The sequence below is a fragment of the Mycobacterium sp. 1274756.6 genome (assembly GCF_001668625.1).
In the GTDB taxonomy this organism is placed as follows: Bacteria; Actinomycetota; Actinomycetes; order Mycobacteriales; family Mycobacteriaceae; genus Mycobacterium.
Genome location: NZ_LZLJ01000093.1, coordinates 1 through 21,680 on the forward strand (window position 1 = coordinate 1; position 21,680 = coordinate 21,680).

A 21,680-nucleotide genomic window follows, 5' to 3' on the forward strand; every position below is an offset into this window, starting at 1 on the left:
ATGTGTTGTGGAGGGGCAGGCGTGAACATCGTGTTTCCGCGGGCGCGGTTCGGCAGCCGGGGGAGGGAGTTGCACGGCGGGGGGCGGCGGTGTCTTGGCGACGGTGGAGTCTCCCGAGCCGCACCCGGCGACCGCGGCAGCGGCCAGCACCGCCACCGCCACCGCGGAAACACGATGTTCACGCCTGCCCGTCCACAACACATCGGGCACCGTACCGGCCGGCGGCGGGCGACGCCGGTAGGCCGGGCCGACGCCGGCAGTGGCGCCCGCCACAGCCCGGCGCGCACCGCCCGGCGGGCGCGGCGACGTGCGTCGATCCGGCGCTGCGCTCGGCGTGGTCGGCGACCGGGTTGCCCGTAGACTGCTACTCGCTATGAGCTCCCCGGACGACGCCGACCCGACCTTCGCCGACCAGCCCGAACCCACCAGCGCGGCCCCGCCGGATCCGTGCGCGGTGGATTTGGCCGCCCCGGCCATCGCCGAGGCGGTCTCGGGACTGCCCAAGGACCCGCGCAGCCACCAGCCGTGGAATCCCGAACCACTGGCGGGCAACTACAACACCTGCGCGCAGCTGTCCGCGGTGATCGTGGCCGCCAACACCAATGCGGCGAACCCCAACACCCGCGCGGTGATGTTCCACCGCGGCGAGTTCCTCGCCGAGGGGGTGCCGGACACCTTCGGTTTCAACGGGATCGACCTCGCCCAGTGCACCGAGGACACCGTCGCGCTGACCTACGCCACCGGCATCCAGGGGCTGGCCAGCGTGGTGAAGTTCCGCTGGAACGGCACCACCGTGGATTTGATCTCCAACTCCACCGGTTGACCACCCGGGCGCCGGCCGGTGTGCTAGACCGGCAGGGTGGCTGCCTCCCTGACCGACCGGCTGCGTGCGGTGGTCGGCTCCGGGCATCTGAGCACCGACCCCGACGTGCTGGCCGCCCACAGCGTCGACCACACCGGCCGCTACCGCGGACACGCCGGCGCCCTGGTGCGGCCCGGCTCCACCGGTGAGGTGGCCGAGGTGCTCGACATCTGCCGGGCCGCCGGGGCGCACGTCACCATCCAGGGCGGGCGGACCTCGCTGGTCGCCGGCACGGTTCCCGAGCACGACGACGTGTTGCTTTCCACCGCCCGGCTGACCGGGATCGGCGCGGTCGACACCACCGAGGGGCGGGTCACCGTCGGCGCCGGGGTGACGCTGAGCGACCTGCAGCGCACCGCCGGGCAGGCCGGGCTGGTGTTCGGGGTCGACCTGAGCGCCCGTGACACCGCCACCGTCGGCGGCATGGCCGCGACCAACGCCGGCGGCCTGCGCACCGTGCGCTACGGGAACATGGGCGAGCAGGTGCTCGGACTTTCCGTGGTGCTGCCCGACGGGACGGTGTGGAACCGACGCAGCCGGGTCCGGCGCGACAACACCGGCTACGACCTGCCGGCGCTGTTCGTCGGTGCGGAGGGCACGCTCGGGGTGATCACCGAACTGGAGGTGCGGTTACATCCCCCGCCGGCGCACCGGATCACCGCGATCTGCGGGTTCGGCGAGCTCACCGAGCTGATCGAGGCGGCGCGCCGCTTCCGCGATCTGGACGGCATCGCCGCGCTCGAGCTCATCGACGGCGCCGCCACGGTGCTCACCGACGAGCACTGCGGGGTCGGCGCCCCGGTGGCGGGCACCTGGCTGCTGCTGGTCGAACTGGTCGCCGACCGCGACCCGACCGACTACCTGGCCGACGCGCTGGCCGCGGTCTCCTACGACGACGAGCCCGCCGTCGGGGTCGACGCGGTCGCGCAGCAGCGGCTGTGGCAGGTGCGCGAGTCGATCGCGGAGGTCCTGGGCGTGTTCGGCCCGCCGCTGAAATTCGATGTGTCGCTGCCGCACGCCCGGATCGCCGGGTTCGCCCGCGCGGCGGCGGGGGTGATCAGTTCTCATGCGCCCGAAGCGATCCCGGTGCTGTTCGGTCATCTCGGGGAAGGCAACCTGCACCTCAACGTGCTGCGCTGCGACCTCGACGGCGACGGGGAACGCCGCCTGTACACCGCGATGATGGAGCTGATCGCCGAGCACGACGGCAACGTCAGCTCCGAGCACGGGGTGGGCAGCCTCAAACGCGGCTACCTGGGGATGTCGCGGGAGCCCGCCGACATCGCGGCGATGCGCACCGTCAAGACCGCCTTCGACCCGACCGGCTACCTCAACCCCGCGGTGTTGTTCACCGCGGACCGAGGCCGCTAGTCGCGGTCGCGCCGGGCATGCCTGCCGTAGCTGCCCGGGTCGTCCAGCGGCTCGTGCAGCGGCTGGCCGAGCGCGTTGAACATCCGATCCACCCGGAACAGCTCGTCGGTGTCGACATCGGTGCGGCGCGGTTGCACCCGGTGTCCGGGTTCGGCGCCCACCTCGGCCGGCGTGCTCAGCCGCGCTCCGTTGTGCCCGGTCATGCGGGCCTGGTCGGGCCCGGCTTCGAGCCGACGCAGCCGGTCGGTGTCGGTCTCGTCGTGGACCAGGGCAACTAGTTCCTCGGTCTCCGGGGCGGGCAGCTGGGCGCCGCCGGCCGGCTCCAGCGGGTCGGGCCAGAACGTTTCGGGCGGCACTCCGGCGCCCGGGCCCGCGACGTGGTCGTCGGCCCACCGGCCCGCCAGGATCTCGTCGGTCTCGGCTTGGTCATCCAGGGAGGCACCGCGGAAGTCCGCGCCGAAGCCCGCGCTGAAGTCCTCGCTGAAGTCCTCGCCGAAGCCCGCGCGGGAGTCCGCACCGCGAATGTCCTCGAAGAAGTCCTCGAGATCGTCCTCGCGATCGGCGCTGCCACCGGTGCGGAACCGCAGGCCGGTGCCGGCCGCTCCGGGGCGTCCGCGGACCGTGGCGATCGCCACCGTGGCACCGAACCCGACCATGAACAGCGCCGCGACCACCCCGAACAAGGCGATGAACGCCGGCAACAGGGTGGCCTGCGACATCGCGGCGGAGAACGGGTCATGCAGGAAGTCGGGCAACCGCAGGACCGCCCCCTCGACGTCCTGACCGTGCCCGCCGTCGGGCATCGCCGGCATCTCGGCGGTCAGCCGCCAGGTCATGAACGCCGCCATCCCGGCGCTGCCGAGCACCGTGCCGAACTGCCGGGTGGCGTTGAACACCCCCGAGCCCGCCCCGGCCAGCTCCGGCGGCAGGTTGCGGGTGGCGGTGGCCGCCAGCGGCGACCAGATGAAGGCCATCCCCACCCCGATCACGGCGAAGATGACCACCAGCCGCCAGATCGGGGTGGTGGGGGTCATGTCCAGCGCGAGCCAGGTGACCCCGACGGCCAGCACCGAGAACCCGAAGCCGACCACCGGGCGCGGGTGGACGCGGTCGACGATCTTGCCCACCAGCGGCGCGAGCAGCCCGCTCGCGATGGCCGTCGGCGCGGTCAGCAGCGCCGAGCGGGTCGGCGAGAGTCCGCAGACCCCCTGGGCGTAGAACATGACCGGGAACATCATGGCCACCGAGACGAACCCGATCACCGCGACCGCCAGGTTGGCGACGCTGAAGTTGCGGTCGGTGAAGATGTGCAGCGGGATGAGCGGCTCGCCGCGGTTCATCGACTGCCAGTAGACGAATGCCGTCATCAGGCCGATCCCGGCGACGATCACCGCCCAGATCCACGGCTGCCAGTGGTGCGACTGCCCCTCCTGCAACGCGAAGACCAGCAGGAACACCCCGAGGCTCGACAACGTCACCCCGATCAGGTCGAACCGGTGGTTCTGGGTGGGCAGCTCCGGGATCAACCAGGCCGCCAGACCCAACCCGATGATCCCGATCGGCACGTTGATGAAGAAGATCCACTCCCAGCCCAGCGCGTCGACCAGCACACCCCCGGCCAGCGGGCCGATGAGGGTGGCCACCCCCGCGGTAGCGCCCCAGACGCTCATCGCCACCCCGCGCCGGTCGGCCGGGAAGATGCGGGTGATGGTCGACAGGGTCTGCGGGGTCAGCAGAGCCGCCCCCAAGCCCTGGACGACGCGGGCCGCGATCAACATTTCGATGCTGCCGGACAGCCCGCACCACAGCGACGCGACGGTGAAGACCGCCAACCCGATCAGGTACAGGTTGCGCGGGCCGAACCGGTCCCCCAGCCGGCCGGCGACCAGCAACGGCACCGCATAGGCCAGCAGATAGCCGCTGGTCACCCAGATGACGGTGTCGTAGCCGATGTTCAGGTCGGTCATGATGCTGGGGTTGGCGACCGCGACGATGGTCGAGTCGACCAGGATCATGAAGAACCCGACCACCATCGCCCACAGCGCGGGCCACGGGTTGGCGACACCGGCGCCGGCCCGGCGCGGGCGCGCGCTGGTCGTGGTGGTGGTCACGTAATCATCTCCGTGCCTCCGGCCGGGCCGTCGACCTCGAAGAACGCGGCGGCGTCGCGGCATCTTCGAGGTGGCGGCCTCGGGGCCGTTTCGAGTGGGTGATCCGTTGCGACGTTACGGTCCGCGCTTCGCCCGGACAACTCCGCCTCCGCGCCGGGCGCCCCGCGGTGATCGCGGTCACCGGCGGGCACCCGGGGCGTCCGCGCTACGTTGGACAGGCATTCACCCCGCGCACACCCGCCAGGGAGGGCCGATGCGTTTCGGACGCAAAACCACGGATCGACTGCCCGAACCGGTCGACACCGAACCGACCGCGGCGGCCCTGGCGTTGTCCCGGATCATCGAGCGCGGCTCCCGGATGCAGGGCCCGGCGGTGCACGCCTACGTGCAGCGCCTGCGGGACGCCCATCCCGGCGCCGGCCCGGCCGAGATCACCGGCAAGCTCGAGAAGCGCTACCTGCGGGCGGTGACCGCCAGCGGGGCCGCGGTCGGGTCCAGCGCCACCGTTCCGGGTCTGGGCACCCTGACCGCCCTGGGCAGCGTCGCCGCCGAGACGGTGCTGTTCCTGGAGGCGACGACGTTGTTCGTGCTGGCGGTCGCCGATGTCCACAACATCCCCGCCGAACATCGGGAGCGCCGCCGCGCCCTGGTGCTGGCGGTGCTGGTCGGCGACGAGGGCAAGCACGCGGTGCGCTCGCTGCTCGGGCCGGGGCGCACCAACGGGGCCTGGCTGACCGAGGGGGTGGCGGGCGTGCCGTTACCCGCGGTGACCAAACTCAACACCCGGTTGCTGCGCTACTTCGTGCGCCGCTACACCCTGCGGCGGGGCGCGCTGACCGTCGGCAAGATGTTGCCGCTGGGAGTCGGCGCGGTGATCGGCGGGGGCGGCAACCGGATCATGGGCAAGAAGATCGTGGCCAACGCCCACGCCGCGTTCGGCGCTCCGCCGGCGAACTGGCCGGCGCCGCTGCACCTGATGGCGTCACCGGATGTCGGCGTGGATCCGGGCCTCCCGGCCGGGTCGACGGTGGGTACGCGGGGCAGCGCAACCAACTTGCCTAGCGGATTGTCCGGGAAGCGATAGCCTTTAGGGGGCGGAAGCTGCGCCGAGAGCCGCGGCGCGGGAAGAGTAGTGGCAGGCGGTCGTCGAGGCGGCCTGCGGGACGAAGGAATCGAGGCGAGCAGCTGCTGTGAGCAGTACAAGTTCACCATTCGGGCAGAACGAATGGCTGGTCGAGGAGATGTACCGCAAATTCCGCGACGACCCCGACTCGGTCGACCCGAGTTGGCACGAGTTCCTCGTCGATTACCGACCCGAGCCCGCCGACGGCGGCTCGGCGTCCACCTCGACATCGCAGTCCGGTGACAAGCCGTCCACCGGCGACACGCAGCAGAAGACCCGGACCGCGGCGCCGGAGCGCTCCACCGGCAAGAGCTCGCAGGCCGGCAAGGACTCGAAGTCCGACACCCGCTCGAAGGGCGACACCGGTTCGAAGACCGCTGCCGACCGGCCCGCGGGCAAGGAGTCCACCAAGGCCGCCGCGCAGGCCTCGACCAAACCGGCCTCCAGCAAGGCCGCGGCCGCCAAACCCGACACCGCCAAGGGCGGCGAGGCGAAACCGGCCGCCGAATCCGGCAGCTCCACCAACGGTGAGGTGCAGGTCCTGCGGGGGGCCGCCGCCGCCGTCGTCAAGAACATGTCGACGTCGCTGGAGGTGCCGACCGCCACCAGCGTGCGCGCCATCCCGGCCAAGCTGATGATCGACAACCGCACGGTCATCAACAACCACCTCAAGCGCACCCGCGGCGGCAAGATCTCGTTCACCCACCTGCTGGGGTACGCGATGGTGCAGGCGGTCAAGAAGTTCCCGAACATGAACCGGCACTTCGCCGAGGTGGACGGCAAACCCAGCGCGGTCACCCCCGAGCACACCAACCTCGGGCTGGCCATCGACCTGCAGGGCAAGGACGGCAAACGCGCCCTGGTGGTCGCCGGCATCAAACGCTGCGAGACGCTGCGGTTCGCCCAGTTCGTCGCCGCCTACGAGGACATCGTCCGCCGCGCCCGCGACGGCAAGCTCACCGCCGACGACTTCGCCGGGGTGACGATCTCGCTGACCAACCCCGGCACCATCGGCACCGTGCATTCGGTGCCGCGGCTGATGGCCGGGCAGGGCGCGATCATCGGTGTCGGCGCCATGGAGTACCCGGCGGAGTTCCAGGGCGCCAGCGAGGAACGCATCGCCGAACTGGGCGTCGGCAAGCTGGTCACCCTCACCTCGACCTATGACCACCGGATCATCCAGGGCGCGGAATCCGGCGATTTCCTGCGCACGGTGCACGAGCTGCTGCTCTCCGACGAGTTCTTCGACGAGATCTTCCGCGAGCTGAACATCCCCTACGAGCCGGTGCGGTGGCGCATCGACAACCCCGACTCCATCGTGGACAAGAACGCCCGGGTGATGGAGTTGATCGCCGCTTATCGCAACCGGGGCCACCTGATGGCCGACATCGACCCGTTGCGGCTGGACAACTCCCGGTTCCGCAGCCACCCCGACCTCGACGTGTTGACCCACGGCCTGACGCTGTGGGACCTGGACCGCGAGTTCAAGGTCAGCGGCTTCGCCGGCAAGGAGCACAAGAAGCTGCGCGACGTGCTCTCGGTGCTGCGCGACGCCTACTGCCGCCACATCGGGGTGGAATACACCCACATCCTCGAACCCGAGCAGCAGCAGTGGCTGCAGCAGCGGATCGAGACCAAGCACATCAAGCACACCGTCGCGCAGCAGAAGTACATTCTGAGCAAGCTCAACGCCGCCGAGGCGTTCGAGACGTTCCTGCACACCAAATACGTCGGGCAGAAACGGTTCTCGCTGGAGGGCGCCGAGACCATCATCCCGATGATGGACGCGGTGATCGACCAGTGCGCCGAGCACAACCTCGACGAGGTGGTCATCGGGATGCCGCACCGCGGCCGGTTGAACGTGCTGGCCAACATCGTCGGCAAGCCCTACTCGCAGCTGTTCACCGAGTTCGAGGGCAACCTCGACCCGGCCCAGGCGCACGGCTCCGGTGACGTCAAATACCACCTCGGCTCCACCGGCGTGTACCTGCAGATGTTCGGCGACAACGAGATTCAGGTGTCGCTGACCGCGAACCCGTCGCACTTGGAGCTGGTGGACCCGGTGCTGGAGGGGCAGGTCCGCGCCAAGCAGGACCTGCTCGACCACGGCCGCGACGACACCGACGACCAGCGCGCCTACTCGGTGGTGCCGCTGATGCTGCACGGCGACGCCGCCTTCGCCGGCCAGGGCATCGTCGCCGAGGTGCTCAACATGGCGCAGCTGCCCGGCTACCGGATCGGCGGCACCATCCACATCATCGTCAACAACCAGATCGGGTTCACCACCGCGCCGGAGCACTCCCGCTCCAGCGAGTACTGCACCGACGTGGCGAAGATGATCGGGGCGCCGATCTTCCACGTCAACGGCGACGACCCGGAGGCCTGCGACTGGGTGGCGCGGCTGGCGGTGGACTTCCGGCAGAAGTTCAAAAAAGACGTCGTCATCGACATGCTCTGCTACCGGCGCCGCGGGCACAACGAGGGCGACGACCCGTCGATGACCAACCCGGCGATGTACGACGTCATCGACACCCGCCGCGGGGTCCGCAAGAGCTACACCGAAGCGCTGATCGGTCGTGGCGACATCTCGATGAAAGAGGCCGAGGACGCCCTGCGCGACTACCAGGGCCAGCTGGAGCGGGTGTTCAACGAGGTCCGTGAACTGGAGAAGCACGCCGTGGAGCCCAGCGAGTCGGTGGAGTCGCTGCAGATGATCCCGGCGGGCCTGTCCACCGCGGTGGACAAGGCGCTGCTGGCCCGCATCGGCGACGCGCACCTGGAGTTCCCGGACGGCTTCAAGGTGCACCCGCGGGTGGAGCCGGTGCTCAAGAAGCGCCGGGAGATGGCCTACGAGGGCAAGGTCGACTGGGCGTTCGCCGAACTGCTCGCGCTGGGGTCGCTGGTCTCGGAGGGCAAGCTGGTGCGCCTGTCCGGGCAGGACACCCGCCGCGGCACCTTCAGCCAGCGGCACTCGGTGCTCATCGACCGGGAGACCGGCGCCGAGTTCACCCCGCTGCAGCTGCTGGCGACCAACGGCGACGGCACCCCGTCGGGCGGCAAGTTCCTGGTGTACGACTCGCCGCTGTCGGAGGCGGCCGCGGTGGGCTTCGAGTACGGCTACACCGTCGGCAACCCGGACGCGTTCGTGTTGTGGGAGGCGCAGTTCGGCGACTTCGTCAACGGGGCGCAGTCGGTGATCGACGAGTTCATCGCCTCCGGGGAGGCGAAGTGGGGTCAGCTGTCCAGCGTCGTGCTGCTGCTGCCGCACGGCCACGAGGGTCAGGGCCCCGACCACACCTCGGGCCGCATCGAACGGTTCCTGCAGCTGTGGGCCGAAGGGTCGATGACGGTCGCGATGCCGTCGACGCCGGCCAACTACTTCCACCTGCTGCGTCGGCACGGCCTGGACGGTATCCAGCGGCCGCTGATCGTGTTCACCCCCAAGTCGATGCTGCGCAACAAGGCCGCAGTCAGCGATGTCCGCGACTTCACCGAGATCAAGTTCCGCTCGGTGCTGGAGGAACCCGACTACGAGGTCGGCGAGGGCGACCGCAGCAAGGTCACCCGGATCCTGCTGACCAGCGGCAAGCTCTACTACGAGCTGGCCGCCCGCAAAGCCAAGGATGAACGCGATGACGTGGCGATCGTGCGGGTGGAACAGCTCGCCCCGCTGCCGCGCCGGCGGCTGCGCGAAACCCTGGAGCGCTACCCCAACGTGACCGAGCACTTCTGGGTGCAGGAGGAGCCGGCCAACCAGGGGGCGTGGCCGTCGATGGGCCTGACCCTGCCCGCGGTGCTGCCCGACCTGCTCACCGGGATCCGGCGCATCTCCCGGCGGGCCATGTCGGCGCCGTCGTCGGGTTCGCACAAGGTGCACGCCGTCGAGCAGCAGGAGATCATCGACCAGGCGTTCGGCTGAGCCGACGCCGGGGCCGGTCCCGGCGGTTACAGTGACATCCGAACCGGTGTGTCGACGGGCGCGCACACCCGCAACGGAAGGGTTCGCATGCAGGGGTTTGCCGGAAAGGTCGCCGTCGTCACCGGTGCGGGATCGGGGATCGGTCGCGCGTTGGCGGTGGAGTTGGGTCGCTCCGGGGCGAAGGTGGCGATCAGCGACATCGACACCGAGGGCCTGGCGCAGACCGAGCAGCTGCTGAACGCGATGGGCGCGCCGGTCAAAGCCGATCGACTCAACGTCGTCGAGCGGGAGACGGTGCTGGCCTACGCCGACGCGGTCCGCGACCACTTCGGCAAGGTGAACCAGATCTACAACAACGCCGGGATCGCCTTCACCGGCGACGTCGAGATCAGCCAGTTCAAGGACATCGAACGGGTGATGGACGTCGACTTCTGGGGCGTGGTCAACGGCACCAAGGCGTTCCTGCCGCACCTGATCGCCTCCGGCGACGGGCATGTGGTCAACATCTCCAGCCTGTTCGGGCTCCTTTCGGTGCCCGGACAGGCCGCCTACAACTCGGCGAAGTTCGCGGTCCGCGGCTTCACCGAGGCGCTGCGCCAGGAGATGCTGCTGGCCAAACATCCGGTGCACGTCACCTGCGTGCACCCCGGCGGGATCAAGACGGCGATCGCGCGCAACGCCACCGCCGCCGAAGGGCTGGACACCACCGAACTCGCCGCGTTCTTCGACAAGCGGCTGGCCAGCACCACCCCCGAGCGGGCCGCGACGATCATCTTGGAGGCGGTGCGCAGGAAGCGCGCCCGCGTCCTCGTCGGCGCCGACGCGAAGATCCTCGACGTGGTGGTGCGCCTCACCGGTTCCGGTTACCAGCGGCTGGTCGCCACGCTGCTGGGCCGAACGATGCCCGCCTCGCGCTGACGGGCTCTAGCGGCCCAGCGGATGTTCGGCCAGCCAGGCCTCGACCACCACCCGCGGGTCGGCGCCGCCGTCGACGCGGCGGCGCATCGCGGTCAGCCCGGCGGTGTCGAGCACCCCGGCCACCTCGTTGAGGGCGAGTACCTGGCGTTCGGTCAACTCCGCGCGCCGATACAGCGGCACCACGTTCTCGGCCTGCACCAGCGCCGGTGAGCTGTCGATGAGCAGCGCCGCCGTGTCGGGGATGTCGGGATCGGCGGTGCTGGTCCAGCCCGCGGTGATGCGGCCCTGCTCCAGCGCGTCGAAAAGAGCTGCGGTGGTGGGGAATTCACGGTTTTTCAGCCGGCAGGAGCCGACCTTGGTCGGCACGTCGGCGCCGGTGACCGCGCCGACGGACAGCGCCCGGCAGTGCCGCGGCAACACCCGCAGATCGGTGCCGCCCCAGTCCCGCGCGGTCTGCTCGGTCACTGCCAGCGCGGGTTTGTCCTGCGCCGCGATGGCGTAATCACCGGCCGCCAGACCCTCGGGCAGGGCGGCCACCATCGCGCGGTAGACCCCTTTCTCCGAGCGGGTCGTGGCGTCCGGCTGGAAGGTGCGCAGCAACCGCCCGGTGAGTCCGGGAGCCACGGCGACCGCGCCGGTGTCCAGCCCGGCGATCGGGTCGTCCGTCACGGTCGCCTCCGCGGGGGTACCCGCCCCGCGCAGCGCGGCGGCGTACAGGTGCGCCAACACCTGCGACTGCCCGTCGCCGGCAGCGCCGACGGGCAGCACCGGCGCAGGCGCCGACCCGGTGCAGGCGGCGATCAGCGCGGCCAGCAGCCCCAGCGCCAGCAGGCGCAGACCGGTCGTGCGGTTCACCGCTGCCCGCCGTATCGGCTAGGACTCCGCCGCTTCGGCGACCGCCGCCGCGACCGCCGGCTCGACGCGCGGGTCCAGCGGGCTGGGCACGATGTAGTCGGCGGCCAGGTGCTCTTCGGCCACCCCGAAGATGGCCTCGGCCGCCGCGACCTTCATCTTTTCGGTGATGCGTCGGGCGTGGGCGTCGAGGGCGCCGCGGAAGACGCCGGGGAAGGCCAGCACATTGTTGATCTGGTTGGGGTAGTCGCTGCGTCCGGTCGCCACCACCGCGGCGTACTTGGCGGCGAGGTCCGGGTGCACCTCCGGGTCGGGGTTGGACAGCGCGAACACGATCGAGTCCGGCGCCATCGAGGCGATGAGCTGTTCGGGAACCACGCCGGTCGAGACGCCGAGGAACACGTCGGCGCCCTCGAGCGCCTCGGCCACCCCGCCGGTGCGCCGCAACGGGTTGGTGCGGGCGGCGAGCTCGGCTTTGACGCTGGTCAGGTTGTCGCGGCCGGCGTGCACGATGCCGTGCGAATCCAGCACGGTGACGTCCCGAACCCCCGCGGCCAGCAGGATGTTCGCGCAGGCCACCCCCGCGGCCCCGGCCCCGGAGATCACGACCCGCAGGGCGGCCATGTCGCGGTCGAGCAGCCGGGTGGCGCCCAGCAGCGCGGCGAGCACCACGATCGCCGTGCCGTGCTGGTCGTCGTGCATCACCGGGCAGTCCAACGCCTCGACGACGCGCCGTTCGATCTCGAAACACCGGGGGGCGGAGATGTCTTCGAGGTTGACCGCGCCGAAGGTGGGCCGCAGCCGGATCAGGGTCTCCACGATCTCGTCGGGGTCGTGGGTGTCCAGCACGATCGGGATCGAGTCGAGGTCGGCGAACGCCTTGAACAGCGCGCATTTGCCTTCCATCACCGGCAGGGACGCCGTGGCGCCGATGTCACCGAGCCCGAGCACCGCGCTGCCGTCGCTGACCACCGCGACCAACCGCTTCGCCCAGGTGTAGCGCGCCGCCAGGGTCGCATCGGCGGCGATGGCGCGGCTCACCTGCGCCACGCCGGGCGTGTAGGCGATCGAGAGCGCCCGCTGGGTGTCCAGCGGTGCCTTCAGCTCGACGCCGAGCTTGCCGCCCAGGTGAGCCGCGAAAATCTCTTCGTCACCGATGACCAGATGAGAGTGATCCGCCGCTTCTGCCACGGCGTCAGGGTACTTCACCCGGGACGGCACCCGCGGCAGACCGCTTCAAGGCAGCCGCGACGCGTAGCATTTCCCGCGACACTCCGGTGACGGGAGGACCAGCGGTGCCGACGTTTCGCGGACTGCCCGCCCTGCGGCGCACCGGCCACCCCGCGCCCGCGCCCGCCGCCGAGCCCGCGCCCTCCCCGCCGGTCGAACGGGTGGTCGTCGACTGCGGGGTGTACGTCGACGGGGTGCGGCGGGCGGGCCGGTTCACGCCGGCGCAGGCCCGCGCCGCGGTCCGCGAGGTCACCGCCGCCGGGGGGCAGGCGTTCGTCTGGCTGGGCCTGCACCAGCCCGACGCCGCCCAGATGGTCGAGGTCGCCGAGGTCTTCGGGTTGCACCCGCTGGCCGTCGAAGACGCGGTGCACGCCCATCAGCGCCCCAAGCTGGAGCGCTATGACGATTCGCTGTTCTTCGTGATCAAGACCGTCAACTACGTGCCGCACGATGCGGCGTCCGCCCGGGAGATCGTGGAGACCGGCGAGATCATGATCTTCGTCGGCGCGGACTTCGTGGTGACCGTCCGGCACGGCGATCACAGCGGGCTCAGCGACGTGCGGGCCCGCCTGGACGCCGACCCGGCCCAGTTGGGGCTCGGGCCGTACGCGGTGCTGCACGCCATCGCCGACCACGTGGTCGATCACTACCTGGAGGTCACCGCGTTGATGGAGACCGACATCGACGACGTCGAGGAGGCCGCGTTCACCCCGGGCCGCAAGACCGACGTGGAACCGATCTATCTGCTCAAACGCGAGGTGGTCGAGTTGCGGCGCTGCGTCGCACCCCTGTCGACGGCGTTTCAGCGCATGCAGAACGACAACAAGGACCTCATCTCCCGCGAGGTGCGGCGCTACCTGCGCGACGTCGCCGACCATCAGGCGCACGCCGCCGAACAGGTCACCAGCTACGACGACATGCTCAGTTCGCTGGTCGATGCGGCGCTGGCCCGGGTGGGGATGCAACAGAACACCGACATGCGCAAGATCTCGGCCTGGGCGGCGATGCTGGCGGTGCCCACCTTGATCGCCGGGATCTACGGGATGAACTTCACCGACATCCCGGCCCTGAATTCCCGGTGGGGCTACCCGGTGACGATCCTGGTGATGTTCGGGATCTGTGCGTTGCTCTACCGCACCTTCCGGCGCAACGACTGGCTGTAGCTCAACTCGGTTCGGCGGCGCGGCGGTTCGGGTCCAACACGTCCACGCCGTCGTCGGCCCAGGCCTGCCGCAGCGCTTCCGGGCCCTTGATCCGCACCCAGGCACCCTCGGTGGGGGTGATCGGTGTGGCGGTGAGGAACCGCACCGGTTCGGCCGGGGCCGGCAACTCCAGGTCGGGGATCGTGCTGTCGCCCAGCAGCACCGCGGTGAACGGCACCGGCCCGCGCGGTCCCTGCCATAGCGGTTCGCCGAAGTCGATCAGCGCGTCGGCGGCCAGCACGACCCCGTCGACCCCGGGCGAGGCGGCCACCACCGCGAGGCTGCGGGCCAGACCGTGGGCCGGGCCGGTGTCGCGCAGCGCCAGGACGACTTCGGCGCGTGGTCCGCGCACCGGGTCGGCGATGATCTCCGCGGGGTCGGCCATCGGGTGTTTGGCGCAGCCCACCGAGACGTAGTGGACGACGCCGTCGGCGTCGGGTCGGAAGCGCAGCACGTCGATCGGTTCGCTGCCCAGGAAGGTGATGCTGGCGGCGTCGGGCTCGTCGGAGACCCCGGTCGCGGCGAAGTGCTCCTCGAGGTGACGGCGCACCCGGTCGGCGATGTCGGTCATGCCGGCGCGGGAGTGGTCGCGGTGGTCAGGTTGGCGCCGGTGCGCGCGTCGAAGACGACGACGCGGGTGGTGTCCAGCGCGAGGGTGATCGGTTGGCCGGCCACGGCGCGGGATTCGGCGGGCACCCGCGCCACCAGCTGCGCCGAGTCCGGCCCGCCGGCACCGGCGCCCGCCGCGGAGTCGGCGCCGGGCTCGCTCTGCGGGCTGGTGAAGTACAGGTATTTCTCCGAGCCGAGCGATTCCACCAGATCGACGGTGACGGTGAAGGTCAGTGCCGTCGACCGTTGCCGGTCCTCCAGCAGTGCCGCGTCGAGCAGGTGTTCCGGGCGCACCCCGACGACCAGGTCGTCGCGGTCGCCGGCGCGGGTGACGGCCGCGCGGGTCGCGTCGGTGTGATCCAGCGTCCCGAACGGCAGCCGAAGCCCGTCGGCGGTGCGGGTGGCGGGGAAGAAGTTCATCGCCGGCGAGCCGATGAAGCCGGCCACGAACAGGTTGGCCGGTTGGGTGTACAGCTCGTCGGGGCTGCCGATCTGTTGAACGACGCCGGAGTTCATGACCACCACCCGGTCCCCCAGCGTCATGGCCTCGGTCTGGTCGTGGGTCACATACACGGTGGTGGTGCCCAGTCGCCGCTGGAGCCGGGCGATTTCGCTGCGCATCGCGACCCGCAGTTTGGCGTCCAGGTTCGACAGCGGCTCGTCCATCAGGAACGCCTGCGGGTGGCGCACGATCGCGCGTCCCATCGCCACCCGCTGGCGCTGCCCGCCGGAGAGCTGGCCGGGTTTGCGGTCCAGCAGCGCGGTGAGGTCCAGTGTCGCCGCCACTTCGGCCACCTTCTCGGCGATCTCGGATTTCTTCTTCTTGGCCAGCGTCAGCGGGAACGCGATGTTCTGCCGCACCGTCATGTGCGGATACAGCGCATAGGACTGGAACACCATGGCGATGTCGCGGTCTTTCGGCGCCGTCTCGTTCATGCGTCGGCCACCGATGCGCAGTTCACCGGAGGAGATGTCCTCCAGTCCGGCAATCATGTTCAGCGTGGTGGACTTTCCGCATCCGGACGGGCCGACCAGGATGATGAATTCGCCGTCGGCGATGGTGATGCTGAACTCGTCGACGGCGGTGGCCCCGTCGGGGTAGCTCTTGGTGACCCGGTCCAACACAATCTCGGCCATCGGGTTATCCCTTCACCGCGCCGGAGGTCAACCCGGCGACAATCCGTCGTTGGAAGATTAGAACAAAGACGATGATCGGCACGGTGATGACCATCGCCCCGGCGGCGATCGACCCGGTGGGTTCTTCGAATTGGGAACTGCCGGTGAAGTTGGCGATGGCGACCGGCGCGGTCACGGCGGCCTTGGTGGCGGTCAGCGACAGCGCGAGCAGCAGGTCGTTCCAGGCGAAGATGAACACCAGGATGGCGGCGGTCACCACCCCGGGTGCGGCCAGCGGGACGATCACCTTGCGGAACGCCTGGCCCGGCGTCGCCCCGTCCATCTGGGCGGCCTTCTCCAATTCCCAAGGGATCTCACGGAAGAACGCCGACAGGGTGTAGATGGCCAGGGGCAGCGCGAAGGTGATGTAGGGGATGATCAACCCCGGCCAGGTGTCGAATAGGCCGATGTGGCGTTCGATGTCGAACAGCGGTGTGACCAGCGAGATCTGCGGGAACATCGCGACCAGCAGCGCCGCACCCACGAGCAGTTGCTTGCCGGGGAAGGCCAGCCGGGCCACCGCGTAGGCCGCCATCGCGCCGATCGTCACGGCGATCACCGTGGTGATCAGCCCGATGCCGATCGAGTTGACCAGCGCCGCACCGAAGAAGTCGCCCGCGAAGACGGCGCGGTAGTTGTCGAAGGTGACCGTGTCCGGAATCAGCCTGCCGTCCTTGACCGTTGCCGACGGCTTGAGCGACAGCGACAGGATCCACAGCACCGGCAGCAAGGCGTAGGCCACCACCAGCAGGTTGATCGCCGTCCAGGCGGCGCGGCGGCGGCCGGTGTCGCGGTCAGCCATGCTCGGGGTCCGCTCCCGGCGCGGCGGCGCCGAACAGTTTGACGAAGACGAACGCGATGACCACCACGCACAGGAAGATCAGCACCGAGATGGCCGATCCCAGGCCCACATTGAACCCTTTGAACAGGTTGTCGTAACCGAGGATCGACACCGATCCGGTGTCGTTGGCGCCGTTGGTCAGCACGTAGATGTTGTCGAAGATGCGGAACGCGTCCAGGGTGCGGAACAGCAGGGCGACCAGGATCGCCGGCTTCATCATCGGGATCGTCACCGTGATCAGCCGCCGCCACGGTCCGGCCCCGTCGACTGCGGCCGCCTTCAGCAACTCGTCGGGCACCAGGGCCAATCCGGCCAGCAGCAGCAACGCCATGAACGGGGTGGTCTTCCACACCTCGGCGATGATGACCACACCCAGCGACGGGAGCTGTTGGGTCAGCGGGGCGCTGCCGGCCGGCAGCAGGTTGGCCAGGTAGCCGGTGCCCGGCGTCCAGGCGTAGTACCAGCTGTAGGCGGCGGCCACGGTGACGATGCCGTACGGGATGAGCACCGCGGTGCGCACCAGGCCCCTGGCCACCAGGGTGCGGTGCATCACCAGCGCCAGCGCCAGCCCCAACACCAGTTCGAGGGCGACCGAGACCACGGTGATCACGACCGTGACGGTAAACGCGCTCCACCAGTACCGGTCGCTCAGCACGGTCGCGTAGTTGGCCAGCCCGACGAAGGCGGTGTCGTCGGGGGTGGCGAGGTTGGCCCGCTGCAGGCTCAGCCACACCGCGTATCCGATCGGGTAGGCGGTGACCGCCAGCATCAGCAGCACCGCCGGGGCGATGAGCAGGTAGGCCAGCCGCCGTTCGGACCGGCGCCGCTCGGAGCGGCCCGGCGCGGCCTGCACCGCGGTCACGGGATCAGGCCCTTCCCGTCGAGCGCTTTCTGCGCCTGCTCGGCCAGTTCGTCGGCGGTGGCCTCCGGGTCGATGGCGCTGATCGGGGCCAGCGTCGCCGACATCCGGGTGGACAGCACCTGATAGACCGGCGTCTTGGGGCGCACCGCCGCGTCGACGAGTTGGCGGCGGATCAGCTCGTGCTGCGGATAGCGGGCCTGGAACTGCGGGTCGTCGTAGACCGAGGGCCGCACCGCGGGCAGCCCGCCGCGCACCGAGACGTACCTCTGGTTCTCCGGGTCGCGCAGGCACCGGATGGTTTCGAAGGCCTCCGCCCGGTGCCGGGTGGTGGCGGCCACCGCCAGGTTCAGCCCGCCGATGGTCACCCGGGCGGGCTGGCCGGGGCGCATCCCGGGATACGGCGCGGCGCCGAACACCGCACCGGCCGCGCGGTAGGCGGCCTGGAACTGCTCGTCGCTGGGGGCGAACGCCCCGGTGGCGTCGACCGCGCCCGCCAGCGCGGGGTCGGCGTCCAGCGGCAGGAAGCCCACCCCGCCCTTGATCGCGTTCTCCAGCATCGACGGCAGCACGAACGGCCAGTTGACCTCCAGCGCCGCGTTGCCCTGCTCCAGGGCCAGCCGGGCGGTACCCTCGTCGCTCTGGGTGACCGACGGGTCCGCGCCCGGCGCGGTCGCCACCGCCTTCATGGTGCGCAGCGCCTCGACGGTGGCGGCCCGGTGCTCGGGGGTGTCGGTGAGGGTGACGGTGGCGCCGTCGTCGGACAGGACCCGGCCGCCGGCGCTGACCAGCAGCGTGTTGAACCACACCACCAGGCCCTCGTAGCGCTTGGCCTGCACCCCGATCCAGCTGGGCAGCCCCGCGCGGTGCAGCCGGGCCGCCTCGGTGACCATGGCGTCCCAGGTGGCCGGCGGCCGGTCCATCAGGTCCGCGCGGTACCACAGCAGCTGGGTGTTGGTGGTCAGCGGCGCCGCGTAGAGCCGGTCGCGCCAGCGGGCGGTCTCCAGCGGGCCGGGCAGGGTGTCGGTGCGGGCGTCGTCCTCGGCGCGCCCGGCCGGGTCGGCGGCGAGCGGCAACGCCCAGCCGGCGTCGGCGAATTCCGGGGTCCACACCACGTCGAGCGCCATGACGTCGAGGGAGCGGTCGTTGCCGGTGAGCCGCCGGGCCAGCTGGAGTCGCTGGTCGTCGGCGCTGCGCGGCAGGCTGACCTGGCGGACCGCGAAGCGACCGCCGAACCGCTCGGTGCAGCGCGCGGCGAGCGCGGCGAAGGTGGCGGCCTCGTTGGCGGGGGTGTAGACGCTGATCTGCAGTCCGCCGTCGTCGGCGCCGCAGGCCGTCAGCGGCGCCGCCGCGGTCACGGCGGCCAGCAGCGCGGCCGCCCACCGTCGGGCGCGTCGCCTCGGCTTCACCGCGAACTCCGCCGGCACCGGCCCCTCGTCTCCGCGGTCAGATCGCGAGCCGGGCCAGCAGGTCCCGGGCCTGTTCGGCGCTCTGCGGATCACACAGCACGTCGTAGCGGCCGGCCACCAGCTGCATCGTCGAACTGAAGTCGCGGGTGCCGCGCGCCATCGCGTAGGGCACCGCGGAGGTGATCAGCCCGAAGACGATCCCGGCGACCAGGCCGATGAACAGCGCGACCTGCAGGTCGTTGCCGAAGAAGCCGAGCAGCAGCCCGAGGAACAGCCCCAGCCAGGCGCCGCTGAGCACGCCGCCGCCGAGGACCTTCGGCCAGCTGAGCCGGCCGGTGACCCGCTCGACCTGCATCAGATCGACTCCGACGATGGTGACCTGCTCGACGGCGAACTGCTGGTCGGAAAGGTAGTCGACCGCCCGTTGCGCTTCGGCGTAGGTCGGGTAGGAGCCGATCGGCCAGCCCTTGGGTGGGGTGGGCAGTCGCACCGGCCCACGCCGGTTGGCCGCCGGGCCGCCGGCGCCTGCCGGCTGACCGGGCTGAAAGGGGCTGGTCATGGTGGTTCTCCTCCTCGCTGCTGGTCTGGGTTTCGCCCGCCGGTCACTGCCGGTTCGCCAGCTGCGCCTGCTCAGCCGCGCACCCGCTAGGGTAGTCAACCCGGTTCGGCTGCGCTGGGCTGCGGCCACCGCCCGCGCGTAGCCGCCGGCGCGGTCACTCGGGCGGGGTGAACGGCGCGGCCTGCCGTCGCATCCCGGCGGCGCGGCCCTTGGCGGCGACCACCAGCGCCATCTTGCGGCTGGCCTCGTCGATCATCTCGTCGCCCAGCATCACCGCGCCGCGGGCGCCGCCGGCGGTGGAGGTCGACCACTCGTAGGCCTCCAGGATCAGCTCGGCGTGGTCGTAGTCCTCCTGGCGGGGGCTGAAGATCTCGTTGCCGGCGTCGATCTGGTCGGGGTGCAGCACCCACTTCCCGTCGTAGCCGAGGGCGGCCGAGCGGTGGGCGACCCGCCGGAACGCCTCGACGTCGCGGACCTTGAGGTACGGGCCGTCGATGGCGGCCACCCCATGGGCGCGGGCCGCGACCAGGATGGTCATCAGCGCGTGGTGGTAGGCGTCGCCCTCGGAGTAGCCCTCGGGTTGCTCCCCGACCACCAGGGTGCGCATGTTGAGGCTGGCGATCAGGTCGGCCGGGCCCAGCACCAGCGCCTCCACCCGCGGCGCGGCGGCGATGGCGGCGATGTTCGTCAGGCCGCGGGCGTCCTCGATCTGGGCGTCGATGCCGATCCCGCCGGGCGGCAGCCCGTGCCGGGTCTCCAACTGGGTCAGCAGCAGGTCCGCGGCGTGCACCTGGGTGGCGTCGGTGACCTTGGGCAGCACCACCACGTCGAGGCGGGCGCCGGCGGCGCCGATCGCGGCGACCACCTCGATGAGGTCGGCGTGGGTCCACGGGGTGGTCCAGTCGTTGACCCGCACGCCCAGCGTCGGCGCCTGCCAGCCCGGTTCGGCCAGCGCCGCGGCCACCCGGGCGCGCGCGCTGTCCTTGGCTTCCGCGGCGACGGCGTCCTCCAGATCCAGGAACACCTGGTCGGCGGGCAGGCCGCGGGCTTTGGCGATCATGGCGCCGCTGCTGCCGGGCACCGACAGGCAGGTGCGGCGGGGCCGGAAGACACTCGTCACGGCAAACACTCTTCCCTTCTCGGCCGCGGCCGGCGACGGCGGTGTCGGCGGCGCGGCCGGCGATGGTCGGTGCGGGGGGTCGGCGGACCGACACAGCAACGCCGCCAATCCTGCCACTGGAGCCCCGTACGTTATGTATGGTGACCTAGTTCACGAAGGCCGAGCGGGGTTGTGCACCGCCCGAAGACGTTGAGGACGGTCCCGTGCGTACTGGGGGAGATCCGAGGGAGCGAACCACCCTCGCCGATCGTGCCCGACGCGTTCGTGCCGCCGTCCGCCAGCGGGTCACGCGGACACCGGCATTGGGGCTGGCGGTGCTCACGCCGCTGGTGCTGGCCGGCACGGTCGGGGCGACCCCGCCGCGCGCCGCCCAGCCCGCCCCGGTGCACGACACGGCCGTCACCCCGCTGGCGGCGGTCGTGCCCGCCCCGAGCCCGGACCCGGCCGACTCCGACGGGCCGGCGGTGGTGGCGCTCAAACGCCCGCCCAGCAACTTCCACATCGCGGTGGCGGCCGCCTCGGCGCCGCCGCCGCCGAAGATCGTCCTGACCCCGGGCAAGCTGGGCATCCCGGGGGTCGCGCTGACCGCCTACCGCAACGCCGAGCGGATCATGGCCGAGCACGCCCCGGAGTGCGGGGTCAGCTGGAACCTGCTGGCCGGGATCGGGCGCATCGAGTCGCTGCACGCCAACGGCGGCGCCACCGACGAACGCGGCACCGCGATCGTGCCGATCTACGGTCCGGCACTGGACGGCACGCTGCCGGGCAACGAGATCATCGTGCAGAGCAACCGCAACGGCCGCATCACCTACGCCCGCGCGATGGGCCCGATGCAGTTCCTGCCCGGCACCTGGTCGCGTTACGCCGCCGACGGCGACGGCGACGGCAAGGCCGACCCGCAGAACCTCTACGACGCCACCCTGGCGGCGGCCCGCTACCTGTGCAGCGGCGGACTGAACCTGCGGGACCGCTCGCAGGTGATGGCCGCGATCCTGCGGTACAACAACTCGGTGCCCTACGCCCAGAACGTGCTGGGCTGGGCGGCCGCCTACGCGACCGGGGTGTTCCCGACCGACCTGCCGCCGATCATCGGGCCGGTTCCGCCGCTGGCCGACGCCCACTTCGACACCCCGCACGGCCTGGGGCCCGACCTGCCCGCCGTGGACCCGAACACCGAGATGCCGGTCTCGCACCTGCCGCTGATCCGGTTCGGTGCGCCGTGGGCCGACCACCGGACCGCCCCGCAGCCGGGGCAGTTGCCCCAGCAGCCGGACTGCACGGTGATCTGCATCGGCGAGCAGCGCCCACCGGTCCCGGCGCCGCCGCCCTGGATGGCTCCGCCACCACCCCCGGCGGTCCCGCCGCGACCGTTCTCACCGCAGGCGCTGCCGCCGGCGCCCGCTCCCCCGCAGCCCCTGCCACCTGCACCGGCACCGCCCGCGGGCCCGCAGGCACCGGCCCCGCCGCAGGCGCCGGGCGCGCCGCCGGGCCCGGTCCCCGGACCGCCGGCCTGAGTACC

16 protein-coding genes and 1 pseudogene are annotated in these 21,680 nt (G+C 71.1%); 7 read left to right on the plus strand and 10 right to left on the minus strand.

The annotated features are described in order from the left end of the window. Nucleotides 1-397: 397 nt before the first annotated feature. A pseudogene (locus tag A5643_RS14690) lies at nucleotides 398-823 on the plus strand (LppP/LprE family lipoprotein); the annotation flags it as partial. A gap of 36 nt (nucleotides 824-859) precedes the next feature. Further along, the gene (locus tag A5643_RS14695) at nucleotides 860-2,233 is read left to right on the plus strand and encodes an FAD-binding oxidoreductase (RefSeq protein WP_066857074.1); all 1,374 of its coding nucleotides are present in this window, start codon (nucleotides 860-862) and stop codon (nucleotides 2,231-2,233) included. Here A5643_RS14695 and A5643_RS18480 read toward each other — a convergent pair. Then, the gene (locus tag A5643_RS18480) at nucleotides 2,230-4,407 is read right to left on the minus strand and encodes an MFS transporter (protein ID WP_197497742.1); all 2,178 of its coding nucleotides are present in this window, start codon (nucleotides 4,405-4,407) and stop codon (nucleotides 2,230-2,232) included. The two genes, A5643_RS14695 and A5643_RS18480, sit on opposite strands and share 4 nt — an antisense overlap. Before the next feature lie 190 nt (nucleotides 4,408-4,597). Between A5643_RS18480 and A5643_RS14705 the strand changes: the two genes are divergently transcribed. The 3 genes from A5643_RS14705 (at nucleotide 4,598) to A5643_RS14715 (ending at nucleotide 10,304) form a co-directional block, all read left to right on the plus strand. After that, nucleotides 4,598-5,428, plus strand: coding sequence for a hypothetical protein (locus A5643_RS14705; RefSeq protein ID WP_066857077.1), 831 nt, complete (start codon nucleotides 4,598-4,600; stop codon nucleotides 5,426-5,428). 106 nt (nucleotides 5,429-5,534) lie between these two features. Then, nucleotides 5,535-9,386, plus strand: a complete 3,852-nt coding sequence (locus A5643_RS14710) for a multifunctional oxoglutarate decarboxylase/oxoglutarate dehydrogenase thiamine pyrophosphate-binding subunit/dihydrolipoyllysine-residue succinyltransferase subunit (protein ID WP_066857082.1) — start codon at nucleotides 5,535-5,537, stop codon at nucleotides 9,384-9,386. Nucleotides 9,387-9,473: 87 nt separating this feature from the next. After that, nucleotides 9,474-10,304, plus strand: a complete 831-nt coding sequence (locus A5643_RS14715) for an SDR family NAD(P)-dependent oxidoreductase (RefSeq protein WP_066857085.1) — start codon at nucleotides 9,474-9,476, stop codon at nucleotides 10,302-10,304. A gap of 6 nt (nucleotides 10,305-10,310) precedes the next feature. Here the strand turns inward: A5643_RS14715 and A5643_RS14720 are convergent, their stop codons facing one another. Continuing rightward, nucleotides 10,311-11,159 (minus strand): glycine betaine ABC transporter substrate-binding protein, encoded by an 849-nt coding sequence (locus A5643_RS14720; protein ID WP_066857087.1) that lies wholly within the window; start codon nucleotides 11,157-11,159, stop codon nucleotides 10,311-10,313. Between the two features lie 18 nt (nucleotides 11,160-11,177). Next, the gene (locus A5643_RS14725) at nucleotides 11,178-12,347 is read right to left on the minus strand and encodes an NAD(P)-dependent malic enzyme (protein ID WP_066857956.1); all 1,170 of its coding nucleotides are present in this window, start codon (nucleotides 12,345-12,347) and stop codon (nucleotides 11,178-11,180) included. A 104-nt stretch (nucleotides 12,348-12,451) separates the two neighbouring features. Here A5643_RS14725 and corA point away from each other — a divergent pair, with 104 nt between their 5' ends. Further along, the gene (gene corA, locus A5643_RS14730; RefSeq protein WP_082948977.1) at nucleotides 12,452-13,549 is read left to right on the plus strand and encodes a magnesium/cobalt transporter CorA; all 1,098 of its coding nucleotides are present in this window, start codon (nucleotides 12,452-12,454) and stop codon (nucleotides 13,547-13,549) included. Between the two features lies 1 nt (nucleotide 13,550). Here the strand turns inward: corA and A5643_RS14735 are convergent, their stop codons facing one another. The 7 genes from A5643_RS14735 to A5643_RS14765 form a co-directional block, all read right to left on the minus strand. Further along, nucleotides 13,551-14,159 (minus strand): suppressor of fused domain protein, encoded by a 609-nt coding sequence (locus A5643_RS14735; protein ID WP_066857089.1) that lies wholly within the window; start codon nucleotides 14,157-14,159, stop codon nucleotides 13,551-13,553. Next, the gene (locus A5643_RS14740; RefSeq protein WP_066857091.1) at nucleotides 14,156-15,334 is read right to left on the minus strand and encodes an ABC transporter ATP-binding protein; all 1,179 of its coding nucleotides are present in this window, start codon (nucleotides 15,332-15,334) and stop codon (nucleotides 14,156-14,158) included. The genes A5643_RS14735 and A5643_RS14740 overlap by 4 nt, the downstream gene beginning before the upstream one ends. 4 nt (nucleotides 15,335-15,338) lie before the next feature. Continuing rightward, on the minus strand, nucleotides 15,339-16,175 hold the full coding sequence (locus A5643_RS14745; protein ID WP_066857096.1) for a carbohydrate ABC transporter permease: 837 nt from the start codon (nucleotides 16,173-16,175) through the stop codon (nucleotides 15,339-15,341). Then, nucleotides 16,168-17,076 (minus strand): carbohydrate ABC transporter permease, encoded by a 909-nt coding sequence (locus tag A5643_RS14750; RefSeq protein WP_066857102.1) that lies wholly within the window; start codon nucleotides 17,074-17,076, stop codon nucleotides 16,168-16,170. The genes A5643_RS14745 and A5643_RS14750 overlap by 8 nt, the downstream gene beginning before the upstream one ends. Beyond that, nucleotides 17,073-18,482 (minus strand): extracellular solute-binding protein, encoded by a 1,410-nt coding sequence (locus A5643_RS14755; protein ID WP_066857962.1) that lies wholly within the window; start codon nucleotides 18,480-18,482, stop codon nucleotides 17,073-17,075. The genes A5643_RS14750 and A5643_RS14755 overlap by 4 nt, the downstream gene beginning before the upstream one ends. Nucleotides 18,483-18,519: 37 nt before the next feature. After that, nucleotides 18,520-19,041, minus strand: a complete 522-nt coding sequence (locus tag A5643_RS14760) for a YflT domain-containing protein (protein ID WP_066857105.1) — start codon at nucleotides 19,039-19,041, stop codon at nucleotides 18,520-18,522. A 154-nt stretch (nucleotides 19,042-19,195) separates the two neighbouring features. Continuing rightward, nucleotides 19,196-20,161: an HpcH/HpaI aldolase/citrate lyase family protein gene (locus tag A5643_RS14765; RefSeq protein WP_066857965.1), complete on the minus strand. Its 966-nt coding sequence runs from the start codon at nucleotides 20,159-20,161 to the stop codon at nucleotides 19,196-19,198. A gap of 308 nt (nucleotides 20,162-20,469) precedes the next feature. Here A5643_RS14765 and A5643_RS14770 point away from each other — a divergent pair, with 308 nt between their 5' ends. Next, nucleotides 20,470-21,675 carry a lytic transglycosylase domain-containing protein gene (locus A5643_RS14770; RefSeq protein ID WP_502686246.1) on the plus strand — a complete coding sequence of 402 codons (1,206 nt, stop codon included), beginning with the start codon at nucleotides 20,470-20,472 and terminating at the stop codon, nucleotides 21,673-21,675. Nucleotides 21,676-21,680 lie beyond the last annotated feature (5 nt).